Source organism: Enterobacter sp. 50793107 (assembly GCF_001463365.1).
Taxonomy (GTDB): domain Bacteria; phylum Pseudomonadota; class Gammaproteobacteria; order Enterobacterales; family Enterobacteriaceae; genus Enterobacter; species Enterobacter cloacae.
On sequence record NZ_LNII01000166.1, the window covers coordinates 23,256 to 35,244 of the forward strand.

Sequence of the window (11,989 nt, forward strand, 5' to 3'; positions counted from 1 at the left end):
GACATCAAACTTTACTGGCTGCGAAACGTTACGACAGCCGACTTCCCAGGTATGGGTAAGAATTCGATTGCAACCCCAGAGTCCGGATGCATCTTATGACTCTGGTGACAGCTTATAACAGAGGATAACAGCGCATGGTGCTTGGCAAACCGCAAACAGACCCGACTCTCGAATGGTTCTTGTCTCATTGCCACATTCATAAGTACCCATCGAAGAGCACGCTGATTCACCAGGGTGAAAAAGCGGAAACGTTGTATTACATCGTCAAAGGCTCGGTGGCAGTGCTGATCAAAGATGAAGAAGGGAAAGAGATGATCCTTTCTTATCTGAACCAGGGCGATTTTATCGGTGAACTGGGCCTGTTTGAAGAAGGCCAGGAACGTAGCGCCTGGGTTCGTGCAAAGACAGCATGTGAAGTGGCTGAAATTTCCTACAAGAAATTCCGTCAGTTGATTCAGGTTAACCCTGACATCCTGATGCGTCTTTCTTCGCAGATGGCTCGCCGTCTGCAGGTGACATCAGAGAAAGTGGGTAACCTCGCCTTCCTGGACGTGACCGGCCGTATCGCGCAGACCCTGCTGAACCTGGCGAAACAGCCAGACGCTATGACCCACCCTGACGGCATGCAAATTAAAATTACCCGCCAGGAAATTGGCCAGATCGTCGGTTGCTCCCGTGAAACAGTGGGCCGTATCCTGAAAATGCTGGAAGATCAGAACCTGATCTCCGCCCACGGTAAAACCATCGTGGTTTACGGAACCCGTTAATCCCGATAAAACGGCGTGCCATCGCAAGGTGTCACGCCGTTTTTGTCTCTACTCCCCATGTGGCGCAGGCTGATTTATCACCCGGAAGTTAACTACGCACTGCGACAAACGCTGGTGTTGTGCCTTCCTGTGGCCGTGGGCCTGATCCTTGGGCATCTTCAGCAGGGGCTGCTGTTTTCACTGGTTCCCGCCTGCTGCAACATTGCCGGTCTCGACACCCCGCATAAGCGTTTTTTCAAACGTCTGATTATCGGCGGTTCGCTGTTTGCCGGGTGTAGCCTGGCCGTGCAGCTTTTGCTGGCCCGCGATATTCCGCTGCCGCTGATCCTGAGCGTGCTGGCGATGACGCTGGGGGTGACCGCCGAAATCAGTTCGCTGCACGCGCGGTTACTGCCCGCCTCACTCATCGCGGCCATCTTTACCCTGAGTCTCGCAGGTAATATGCCAGTGTGGGAGCCGCTGCTGATCTACGCCCTCGGTACGCTATGGTATGGCCTGTTTAACTGGTTCTGGTTCTGGCTGTGGCGGGAACAGCCGCTGCGTGAATCCCTGAGCCTGCTCTATGTCCAGCTTGCGGAGTACTGCGAAGCCAAATACACGCTGCTGACTCAGCATACCGACCCGGAAAAATCACTGCCGCCGCTGCTGACGCGCCAGCAGAAGGTGGTGGATCTGATAAGCCAGTGCTACCAGCAACTGCATATGCTGGCCGCCAACAAGAACCACGAATATAGACGGCTGCTGCGCACCTTCCAGGTGGGGCTGGATCTGCAGGAGCATATCTCCGTGAGCCTGCACCACCCGAAGGAGGTGCAAAAGCTGGTGGAGCGCAGCCATGCCGAAGCGGTGATCCGCTGGAACGCGCAAACCGTGTCCGCACGCCTGCGGGTACTGGCCGACGACATTCTTTATCACCGTTACCCCACCCGCTTTAACATGGACAAGCAGCTCGGCGCACTGGAGAAAATCGCCCGCCAGCACGAGGATAACCCGGTAGGCCAGTTTGCCGCCTGGCACTTCAGCCGTATTGCCCGCGTCCTGCGTACCCAGCGCCCGCTCTATCCCCGCGATCTGATGGCGGATAAGCAAAAGCGCCTGCCGCTGCTGCCTGCGCTTAAAAGCTATCTCTCGTTTAAATCTTCCGCCCTGCGCAACGCCGCCCGGATTAGCGTGATGCTGAGCATCGCCAGCCTGATGGGCATGGCGCTGCATCTGCCCAAACCCTACTGGATATTAATGACGGTACTGTTTGTTACCCAGAACGGCTACGGCGCCACGCGAGTGCGTATTCTGCACCGGGCGGGCGGAACCATGGCGGGGTTGATTATCGCGGGCGTAACGCTGCACTTCCACGTGCCGGAAGGCTATACGCTGGCAGGCATGCTATTGATTACCCTGGTGAGCTACCTGATCATCCGCAAAAACTACGGCTGGGCGATGGTGGGCTTTACGGTCACGGCGGTATACACCCTGCAATTGCTTACGCTCAATGGCGAACAGTTTATTGTCGCCAGACTTATCGATACCCTGATTGGCTGTCTGATTGCCTTTGGTGGTATGGTCTGGCTGTGGCCACAATGGCAAAGCGGCCTGCTCAGGCAGAACGCCCACGACGCGCTGGAGGCCGACCAGCAGGCTATCCGCCTGATCCTGAGCGACGATCCGCAGCCCTCCCCGCTGGCGTATCAGCGGATGAAGGTCAACCAGGCACATAACGCCCTGTTCAACTCGCTGAATCAGGCGATGCAGGAGCCCGGCTTTAACTCGCACTATCTGGCGGATATGAAGCTCTGGGTGACGCACAGCCAGTTCATCGTCGAACATATCAACGCGATGACCACGCTGGCGCGTGAACATACCATGCTAACGCCAGACCTGGCGCAGCGCTATTTGCAGTCGTGTGAGATTGCCCTGCAGCGGTGTCAGCAGCGTCTGGAGTATGACGCGCCGGGTGAATCGGGGGATTCGAACATTCTGGAAGCGCCGGAAACGCTCACCCACGGGCCAATGAGCACCCTGGAGCAGCATCTGCAGCGCATTCTGGGGCATCTGAACACCATGCACACCATTTCGTCGGTGGCATGGCGTCAGCGTCCGCATCACGGCATCTGGTTAACGCGGCGGTTAAAACGAACCGAGTATTAGCCTTTAACGATCTTCGCGACCGCCGCAGCAAAGCGGGTTAATCCATCTTCAATATCGTTCTCTTCGACCACCAGCGACGGCGCAAAGCGCATCACGTCCGGGCCGGCGTTGAGCACCATCACCCCTTCGTGAGCAGCGGCGTGCAGGAAATCGCGCGCGCGGCCTTTGTACTGCGGCTTCAGCTCTGCGCCAATCAGCAGTCCCATGCCACGGATCTCGCTGAAGACGTCGTACGTTTCGTCGATCTGCTGCAGATGTTTCACGAACAGCTCGCGCTTCGCCTGAACGCCGCTTAATACCTCCGGCGTATTGATGATATCAAACGCCGCACCGGCGATGGCGCAGGCCAGCGGGTTTCCACCGTAGGTGGAGCCGTGTGAGCCGACGTGGAACGCGGAAGCGATCTCCTGGGTGGTGAGCACCGCGCTGACCGGGAAGCCGCCGCCGAGCGCTTTGGCGCTGGTCAGAATATCCGGCGTCACGCCGTAGTGCATATAGGCGAACAGGGAGCCGGTACGCCCCATCCCGCTCTGGACTTCATCAAACACCAGCAGCGCCTGATGCTGATCGCACAGCGCGCGCAGCCCTTTGAGGAATTCCGGCGTTGCCGCCGTCACGCCACCTTCACCCTGAATCGGCTCAACCACGACCGCGCAGGTATGGTCATCCATCACCGCTTTCACCGCATGCAGATCGTTAAACGGCACATGAATGATATCGGCGGGTTTCGGACCAAAGCCGTCGGAATACTTCGGCTGGCCGCCAACGGAAACGGTAAACAGTGAACGACCGTGGAAAGCGTTATGGAAAGCGATGATTTTGGTTTTGTATGGGCTGTGGCGTGTGGAAGCGTAGTAGCGCGCCAGCTTGAAGGCGGTTTCGTTGGCTTCGGTCCCGGAGTTCATAAACAGCACGCGCTCGGCGAAAGTCGCGTCAATGATCTTGCGCCCCAGGCGCAACGCCGGTTCGTTGGTAAAGACGTTGCTGGTGTGCCACAGGGTTTCGCCCTGGGTTTTCAGTGCCTCGACCAGTGCAGGATGGCAATGCCCCAGCGCCGTCACCGCAATCCCCCCGGCGAAATCCACGTACTCTTTCCCCTGCTGATCCCAGACGCGGCTGCCTTTTCCCTTTACCGGGATAAACTCGGCCGGTGCATAAATCGGCAGAATGACTTCATCGAATGTCGCGCGGGTAATTGCAGATTGTTCAGTTGCCATGTCATGACCATCCATTTTATGTCACATTGATTGTGAAAATATAATCACAAAATATGCATAAAAAATCACAGCAAGGCAACAGATATTCAGCGATTAAGGAAATTAGCCAGCAGCTGGTGCCCCTGTTCGCTGAGAATACTCTCCGGGTGGAACTGCACCCCTTCGAGATCCCATTCACGATGGCGAATGCCCATGATCTCCTGCGTCTCGCTCCAGGCGGTCACCTCAAAGCAGTCGGGCAGCGTCGGCGGGTCAATCACCAGAGAATGGTAGCGCGTGACGGTTAACGGGTTATTTAACCCACTAAACACGCCCGTGCCGGTGTGGGTAACCGGTGAGGTTTTACCGTGCATCACCCTGGCAGCACGGACGATGGTGGCGCCAAACACCTGCCCGATGGCCTGATGGCCAAGGCAGACGCCAAGAATCGGCAGCCTGCCGGCGTAGTAGCGGATCACATCCAGAGAGATTCCCGATTCCGATGGGGTACACGGCCCCGGCGAGATAACGATTTTCTTTGGGGCCAGCGCGTCAATCTCGGTCAGGCTGATGTCGTCGTTACGGCGGACAACCACCTCTGCACCCAGTTCACAAAAATACTGGTAAAGGTTCCAGGTGAAGGAATCGTAGTTATCAATCAGCAGAATCATGGCGGCTCCCGAAAAAAATGCCGCCCTATTCTACTCAGATTCCCGCGCTTCGCTCACTACTTTGGCAAAGATAGCGTTCAGGGCGGACAAATCTCCCGTTGCGCCGCTCTGGTTAGCCGCGACCCACTGCTCAGGATCGATATCGCGCCAGTCCAGCAGGTAACCCGCATGGATCGCCAGCTGTTCAAAGAAAACGCGCTGCGCAATGCCATTACCGCTCGCAAAAGGATGCAGCATATTGATTTCACAATAGTAATGACTTATCCGCTCGATAAACTCCTCTTTCTGAAGACCCACCAGGTACCGGTCGCTTTCCAGTGCCGACATCAATTCATTGCCCATCTTCTCAATGTATTCGAAATGGCAAAAAGGAATGTCCCCTTTGAAAATATCGTCCGTACGGTATTCACCTGCCCGTTTCATCTCTCTGCGATACAGATGGCGGTGAATAAGGCACAGATGGGGCAACCCAGGCGCTGAAGGCCCAAGTTCCAGCGTCTCAATCTGGGGATCTGAAGGACCATGACCCTTTTCAAGGAGACAACTGGCCTGAAAATTGACGTTACGCTGCTGCTCCCAGAGACGGGATTTTTGCTTATCGGTGAGTTTTTTCACTTAACGCCTCCCTGAATATGTCCGTTTGCCAAAGTATAAGCAGCAAAACGCGCTTTCGCAGGGAGGGCTAACAACACGGGCGAGACGCGCCCGTGTCAAAGAGGATTACGGCAGTACTTTTGCAGAGAGGATCACGACCGGTTTGGATGGTACATTCTGGTATGGCCCAACGTCGTGGGTCTGTACCTGAGAAATCTTGTCCGCCACGTCCATCCCTTTTACCACTTTACCAAACACCGCATAGCCGAAGTCACGCTGGCCGTGGTCGAGGAAGGCGTTATCCGCCACGTTGATAAAGAACTGGCTGGTAGCGCTGTCTTTATCCGCCGTACGCGCCATGGCGATGGTGCCACGGGTGTTCAGCAGGCCGTTGTCCGCTTCGTTTTTGATCGGTGGATTCGGCTGTTTCTGCTGCATCTGCTCGTTGAAACCGCCGCCCTGCACCATAAAGCCTGGGATCACGCGGTGGAAGGTGGTGTTGTTGTAAAAGCCGCTGTTTACGTAGTCGAGGAAGTTTTTCACAGAAACCGGGGCTTTCTGGCTATTCAGTTCCAGCTCAATATTCCCTGCGGAGGTGGTCAGCAGAACATGAGGGTCCCCTTTTGCTGCCAGCGCAGCCGGGGAAACGGCAGAAAGAGCAAACACAGCTGCGACAGCCGCCAGTGTTGATTTGAGCATGAGAATTCCTTAACAAAGCGCAGTATAAAAAGCGAATGGCTTGATTCTAAAGAGCAGTATGAACGGAGACCAGCCTTTTACCTAATTTTACGAAATTGAAACAGTTGTTACCGCGCAAACGATTGGTTATGACGCAATTTTATGTGATCGCGATCACATAAAAACCTGCAATGAAGCTCATATTTTCTTTAAAAGATATGAATGGATCACTTTCACGACTAAAATCTGCCCGCTCTCAGCGCCTATCCGGCGCTTTTCTTTTCCTGAACAGGCCAGACATGACTAACAGCAATCGTATCAAGCTCACATGGATCAGCTTCTTCTCCTACGCCCTGACCGGCGCGTTGGTGATCGTCACCGGGATGGTGATGGGAAATATCGCAGACTACTTCCAGCTGCCCGTTTCCAGCATGAGTAACACCTTCACCTTCCTCAACGCGGGGATCCTGATCTCCATTTTCCTGAATGCCTGGCTGATGGAAATTGTTCCGCTGAAAACGCAGCTGCGTTTTGGTTTTGTGCTGATGGTCGCCGCCGTGGCGGGTCTGATGCTGAGCCACAGCATCGCCCTGTTCTCCGCCGCCATGTTCGTGCTCGGTCTGGTCAGCGGGATCACCATGTCGATTGGTACCTTCCTGATTACCCATATGTATGAAGGCCGTCAGCGCGGCGCGCGCCTGCTGTTTACCGACTCCTTCTTCAGCATGGCCGGGATGATTTTCCCGATGGTCGCGGCCGTTCTGCTGGCGCGCAGCATTGAGTGGTACTGGGTCTACGCCTGTATCGGCTTGGTTTACGTGGCCATCTTCATCCTGACCTTCGGCTGCGAATTCCCGGTTCTGGGTAAAAAAGCACAGACCACGGCAGAGCCTGTGGCGAAAGAGAAATGGGGTATCGGCGTACTGTTCCTCTCCATTGCCGCACTGTGCTACATCCTGGGTCAACTGGGCTTTATCTCCTGGGTGCCGGAATACGCCAAAGGTCTGGGCATGAGCCTGAACGACGCGGGTAAACTGGTGAGCGATTTCTGGATGTCTTACATGTTTGGCATGTGGGCGTTTAGCTTCATCCTGCGCTTCTTCGATCTGCAGCGCATCCTGACCGTGCTGGCAGGCCTGGCTACCGTGCTGATGTATCTGTTCATCAACGGTTCCCCGGACCACATGCCGTGGTTCATTCTGACCCTGGGCTTCTTCTCCAGCGCCATTTATACGTCGATCATCACCCTGGGCTCCCTGCAGACCAAAGTGGCCTCGCCGAAGCTGGTGAACTTCGTACTGACCTGCGGCACCATCGGCACCATGCTGACCTTTGTGGTGACGGGCCCGATCGTCGCCCACAGCGGTCCGCTGGCGGCGCTGCACACCGCTAACGGCCTGTACGCCGTGGTGTTCATCATGTGCTTCATCCTGGGCTTTGTAACCCGCCACCGCCAGCATAACGCTGCAGCGGCGTCGCACTAATCCCTGCGCCCCTCTGCGCTACGCAGAGGGGCTGTTTCTGGCAAAACTTATCTCTTCTCCCCCGCTATCCATCTGGATCCAGGTCTGCGCCAGCTGCGTGGTGGCAATAATCCGCCCCTGCCGAATGGACCAGCGCACCGGCACCTGACAGCGTACCGCCTCAAACCCACTCTCTGCAGGCAAAATCACCAGGTTCGCCGGGTTACCCGTCTCAATACCGTAATCGCTCAGGCCAAACGTGCGGGCGCTGTTATGGGTGATCAGGTTCAGGCCGCTGTCAATTTGCGGGTAGCCCATCATCTGACAAACATGTAGCCCCATATGCAGCACCTGCAGCATATTGCCGGTACCGAGCGGATACCATGGATCAAACACATCATCATGACCAAAGCAGACGTTAATGCCCGCCGCCTGTAGCTCCTTCACGCGGGTAATGCCCCGACGCTTCGGATAGTCGTCAAAACGCCCCTGCAGGTGGATATTCACCAGCGGATTCGCCACAAAGTTAATGCCCGACATCTTCAGCAGGCGGAACAGCCGCGAGGTGTACGCGCCGTTGTAAGAGTGCATGGCGGTGGTGTGGCTGGCCGTGACCCGCGCGCCAATGCCAGCTTCATAGGCCAGCGTGGCGACCGTCTCCACAAAGCGGGACTGCTCATCGTCGATTTCATCACAATGAATATCCAGCGGACGGTCGTATTTCTTCGCCAGGTCAAAAGCGATATGCAGGGACTGCACGCCGTATTCCCGGGTGAATTCGAAGTGCGGGATGGCACCCACCACATCCGCGCCCAGCGTTAATGCCTCTTCCAGCAGCGCCGCGCCGTTCGGGTAAGAGAGAATGCCTTCCTGCGGGAATGCCACGATTTGCAGCGTCACCCACGGGGCGACCTCCTGTTTAACCTCCAGCATCGCCTTCAGGGCGGTAAGCGTCGGGTCGGAGACATCCACGTGGGTGCGGACAAACTGGATCCCGTTGGCAATTTGCCACTTCAGCGTTTTCCATGCGCGCGCTTTGACATCTTCATGGCTGAGCAGCGCCTTACGCTCCGCCCAGCGTTCAATCCCTTCAAACAGCGTGCCGGACTGGTTCCAGTGTGGCTCGCCCGCCGTCTGCGTGGTATCCAGGTGAATATGCGGCTCAATAAACGGTGGAATGGCAAGTCCGCCGCGGGCATTCAAGACCTCATAGCTTTCGCTGTGAGTCTCGTCCATGGGCGTGATAGCACCAAACCGACCGTTCTCGATGGCGATCTGCCACAGCCCTTCGCGATCCGGTAAACGAACATTCTGCACAAGCCAAAGCGGTGTTGTAGACATACCTTTCCCCTGAAAAACGCGGCTGAAATTAAGGAGTACCTGTTTTTCCAAAAATAGCCACTCTTTTTGTACATAAAATCGACGACAACGAAAAGCCAGCGATTTCCATAACTTATAAAAATCCTGACAAATCATACATCTACCACCTAGGGAGTAGGCGAAGGCGTATTTGATTTGCATCAATAAGTGCCCCTGCTGAATCGTTAAGGTAGGCAGTAATAGAAAAGAAATCGAGGCAAAAATGAGCAAAGTCAGACTCGCTATCATCGGTAACGGCATGGTCGGCCACCGCTTTATTGAGGATCTTCTCGATAAAGCCAGCGCTGAGCAGTTCGATATTACCGTGTTCTGTGAAGAACCCCGCAAGGCGTACGACCGTGTGCACTTGTCTTCCTACTTCTCCCATCATACCGCCGAAGAGCTCTCTCTGGTGCGTGAAGGTTTCTATGAGAAGCATGGCGTAAAAGTGCTGGTGGGCGAACGCGCTATCACCATCAACCGTCAGGAGAAAGTGATCCACTCCAGCGCTGGCCGTACGGTTTTTTACGACAAGCTGATCATGGCGACTGGCTCATATCCGTGGATCCCGCCTATCAAAGGTTCGGAAACGCAGGATTGCTTCGTTTACCGTACCATTGAAGATCTCAACGCCATCGAATCCTGCGCACGTCGCAGTAAACGCGGCGCGGTGGTCGGGGGCGGCCTGCTGGGTCTGGAGGCAGCCGGAGCGTTGAAAAACCTCGGCGTTGAAACGCACGTCATCGAATTTGCCCCGATGCTGATGGCCGAACAGCTGGACCACATGGGTGGCGATCAGCTGCGCCGTAAGATTGAAAGCATGGGCGTGAAAGTCCATACCAGCAAAAACACCAAAGAGATTGTGCAGGAAGGCACCGAAGCGCGTAAAACCATGCGCTTTGCCGACGGCAGCGAGCTCGAAGTTGACTTTATCGTCTTCTCCACCGGTATTCGTCCACGCGACAAGCTGGCCACCCAGTGCGGTCTGGCGGTTGCCCAGCGCGGCGGGATCATGGTGAACGATACCTGCCAGACCTCCGACCCGGATATCTATGCTATCGGCGAATGTGCCAGCTGGAATAACCGCGTGTACGGTCTGGTGGCGCCGGGCTACAAAATGGCGCAGGTCGCCGTTGACCATATTCTCGGAAACGAAAACGCCTTCGAAGGCGCGGACTTGAGCGCCAAGCTGAAGCTGCTGGGCGTGGACGTGGGCGGCATCGGCGATGCGCATGGCCGCACGCCGGGCGCGCGCAGCTACGTTTATCTCGACGAGAGCAAAGAGATCTATAAACGCCTGATCGTCAGCCAAGACAACAAAACCCTGCTCGGTGCGGTGCTGGTGGGCGACACCAGCGACTACGGCAACCTACTGCAACTGGTGCTGAACGCCATCGAACTGCCGGAGAATCCGGACGCGCTGATCCTCCCGGCGCACGCTTCCAGCGGCAAGCCGTCTATCGGCGTCGATAAACTGCCGGACAGCGCGCAGATCTGCTCCTGCTTCGACGTCACCAAAGGCATGTTGATCTCCGCCATCAACAAAGGCTGTCACACCGTTGCGGCGCTGAAAGCGGAAACCAAAGCCGGGACCGGCTGCGGCGGCTGTATTCCTCTGGTCACTCAGGTGCTGAACGCCGAACTGGCGAAACAGGGCATCGAAGTGAACAACAACCTGTGCGAGCACTTCGCGTACTCTCGCCAGGAGCTGTATCACCTGATCCGCGTGGAAGGCATTAAATCCTTCGACGAACTGCTGGCCAAGCACGGCCAGGGCTATGGCTGCGAAGTGTGTAAACCGACCGTCGGCTCCCTGCTGGCCTCTTGCTGGAATGAGTACATCCTCAAACCAGAACATACGCCGCTGCAGGACACCAACGACAACTTCCTGGCAAATATCCAGAAAGACGGGACTTACTCCGTTATCCCACGCTCTGCGGGCGGTGAAATCACCCCGGAAGGGCTGGTGGCCGTGGGCCGTATCGCGCGTGAATTTAACCTCTACACCAAAATCACCGGTTCCCAGCGTATCGGCCTGTTTGGTGCACAGAAAGATGACCTGCCGGAGATCTGGCGTCAGCTGATTGAGGCGGGCTTCGAAACCGGTCACGCGTATGCCAAAGCGCTGCGCATGGCGAAAACCTGCGTGGGCAGCACCTGGTGCCGCTACGGCGTGGGCGACAGTGTGGGCTTCGGCGTCGAGCTGGAAAACCGCTACAAAGGCATCCGTACCCCGCACAAAATGAAGTTCGGCGTCTCCGGCTGTACGCGTGAATGTGCCGAAGCGCAGGGGAAAGACGTGGGGATCATCGCCACCGAGAAAGGCTGGAACCTGTACGTCTGCGGTAACGGCGGGATGAAACCACGCCACGCTGACCTGCTGGCGGCCGATCTTGACCACGACACGCTGATTCAGTATCTCGACCGCTTCATGATGTTCTACATCCGTACCGCCGACAAACTGACCCGTACCGCTTCCTGGCTGGATAATCTGGAGGGTGGCATCGACTACCTGAAGTCGGTCATCATCGACGATAAGCTGGGGCTTAACGAACATCTGGAAGCCGAGATGGCGCGCCTGCGCGCGGCGGTGATTTGCGAGTGGACGGAAACCGTCAACACGCCAGCGGCACAGACACGCTTCAAACACTTCATCAACAGCACCCAGCGCGACCCGAACGTGCAGGTAGTAGCAGAGCGCGAACAGCATCGTCCGGCGACACCTTATGAACGTATTCCGGTGACGCTGGTGGAGGAAAACGCATGAGCCAGTGGGTAAACATCTGCAACATTAACGACATTCTGCCGGCAACCGGCGTCTGTGCGCTGCTGGGAAACGAGCAGGTCGCGATTTTCCGCCCTCGCCACGACGAACAGGTTTTTGCCATCAGCAATATCGACCCGTTTTTTGAGGCCAGCGTCCTCTCCCGCGGGCTGATTGCCGAGCATCAGGGTGAACTGTGGGTCGCCAGTCCGCTGAAAAAACAGCGTTTCCGTTTAAGCGACGGACTGTGCATGGAAGATGAAAGCTACTCGGTGAAGCACTACGACGTTCGCGTGAAGGACGGCCAGGTGCAGTTAAAAGCCTAACCCCCCGCCTTTCCTATAGGAAAGGC

At 56.3% G+C, this 11,989-nt stretch carries 10 protein-coding genes; 5 read left to right on the forward strand and 5 right to left on the reverse strand.

From position 1 onward, the window contains the following. Positions 1-134 precede the first annotated feature (134 nt). Together crp and APU11_RS23485 are read left to right on the forward strand one after the other, a co-directional pair. Complete coding sequence (crp, locus tag APU11_RS23480; RefSeq protein WP_000242758.1) at positions 135-767, forward strand: cAMP-activated global transcriptional regulator CRP; 633 nt, start codon at positions 135-137, stop codon at positions 765-767. Between the two features lie 57 nt (positions 768-824). Beyond that, a complete protein-coding gene (locus APU11_RS23485) occupies positions 825-2,912 on the forward strand; it encodes a YccS/YhfK family putative transporter (RefSeq protein WP_058650506.1) in 2,088 nt (695 codons plus the stop codon). Here the strand turns inward: APU11_RS23485 and APU11_RS23490 are convergent. The 4 genes from APU11_RS23490 to ppiA form a co-directional block, all read right to left on the reverse strand. Beyond that, entirely contained in the window at positions 2,909-4,129 is a 1,221-nt protein-coding gene (locus APU11_RS23490; protein WP_014833535.1) for an aspartate aminotransferase family protein, read from the reverse strand. The genes APU11_RS23485 and APU11_RS23490 overlap by 4 nt on opposite strands. 86 nt (positions 4,130-4,215) lie before the next feature. Next, positions 4,216-4,779, reverse strand: a complete 564-nt coding sequence (pabA, locus tag APU11_RS23495; protein WP_038981460.1) for an aminodeoxychorismate synthase component 2 — start codon at positions 4,777-4,779, stop codon at positions 4,216-4,218. Between the two features lie 30 nt (positions 4,780-4,809). Then, on the reverse strand, positions 4,810-5,394 hold the full coding sequence (locus tag APU11_RS23500) for a putative adenosine monophosphate-protein transferase Fic (RefSeq protein WP_013099060.1): 585 nt from the start codon (positions 5,392-5,394) through the stop codon (positions 4,810-4,812). A gap of 105 nt (positions 5,395-5,499) precedes the next feature. Continuing rightward, entirely contained in the window at positions 5,500-6,072 is a 573-nt protein-coding gene (gene ppiA, locus APU11_RS23505) for a peptidylprolyl isomerase A (RefSeq protein WP_013099061.1), read from the reverse strand. 278 nt (positions 6,073-6,350) lie between these two features. Here ppiA and tsgA point away from each other — a divergent pair, with 278 nt between their 5' ends. Further along, complete coding sequence (gene tsgA / locus APU11_RS23510; protein ID WP_013099062.1) at positions 6,351-7,535, forward strand: MFS transporter TsgA; 1,185 nt, start codon at positions 6,351-6,353, stop codon at positions 7,533-7,535. A gap of 18 nt (positions 7,536-7,553) precedes the next feature. Here tsgA and APU11_RS23515 read toward each other — a convergent pair whose 3' ends face one another. Next, positions 7,554-8,855 (reverse strand): cytosine deaminase, encoded by a 1,302-nt coding sequence (locus APU11_RS23515; protein ID WP_029882157.1) that lies wholly within the window; start codon positions 8,853-8,855, stop codon positions 7,554-7,556. Between the two features lie 241 nt (positions 8,856-9,096). On the opposite strand from APU11_RS23515, the gene nirB reads away from it, so the two are divergent. Both nirB and nirD read left to right on the forward strand, forming a co-directional pair. Continuing rightward, a complete protein-coding gene (gene nirB / locus APU11_RS23520; protein ID WP_013099064.1) occupies positions 9,097-11,640 on the forward strand; it encodes a nitrite reductase large subunit NirB in 2,544 nt (847 codons plus the stop codon). Next, positions 11,637-11,963 (forward strand): nitrite reductase small subunit NirD, encoded by a 327-nt coding sequence (gene nirD, locus APU11_RS23525; protein WP_013099065.1) that lies wholly within the window; start codon positions 11,637-11,639, stop codon positions 11,961-11,963. The genes nirB and nirD overlap by 4 nt, the downstream gene beginning before the upstream one ends. Positions 11,964-11,989: the final 26 nt, after the last annotated feature.

Excerpts from the sequence above, each read along its gene's own strand:
- APU11_RS23490 (WP_014833535.1), bottom strand. The coding sequence starts at position 4,129 with ATGGCAACTGAACAATCTGCAATTACCCGCGCGACATTCGATGAAGTC.
- pabA (WP_038981460.1), bottom strand. The coding sequence starts at position 4,779 with ATGATTCTGCTGATTGATAACTACGATTCCTTCACCTGGAACCTTTAC.
- crp (WP_000242758.1), top strand. The coding sequence starts at position 135 with ATGGTGCTTGGCAAACCGCAAACAGACCCGACTCTCGAATGGTTCTTG.
- nirD (WP_013099065.1), top strand. The coding sequence starts at position 11,637 with ATGAGCCAGTGGGTAAACATCTGCAACATTAACGACATTCTGCCGGCA.
- nirB (WP_013099064.1), top strand. The coding sequence starts at position 9,097 with ATGAGCAAAGTCAGACTCGCTATCATCGGTAACGGCATGGTCGGCCAC.
- APU11_RS23485 (WP_058650506.1), top strand. The coding sequence starts at position 825 with ATGTGGCGCAGGCTGATTTATCACCCGGAAGTTAACTACGCACTGCGA.
- APU11_RS23515 (WP_029882157.1), bottom strand. The coding sequence starts at position 8,855 with ATGTCTACAACACCGCTTTGGCTTGTGCAGAATGTTCGTTTACCGGAT.
- tsgA (WP_013099062.1), top strand. The coding sequence starts at position 6,351 with ATGACTAACAGCAATCGTATCAAGCTCACATGGATCAGCTTCTTCTCC.
- ppiA (WP_013099061.1), bottom strand. The coding sequence starts at position 6,072 with ATGCTCAAATCAACACTGGCGGCTGTCGCAGCTGTGTTTGCTCTTTCT.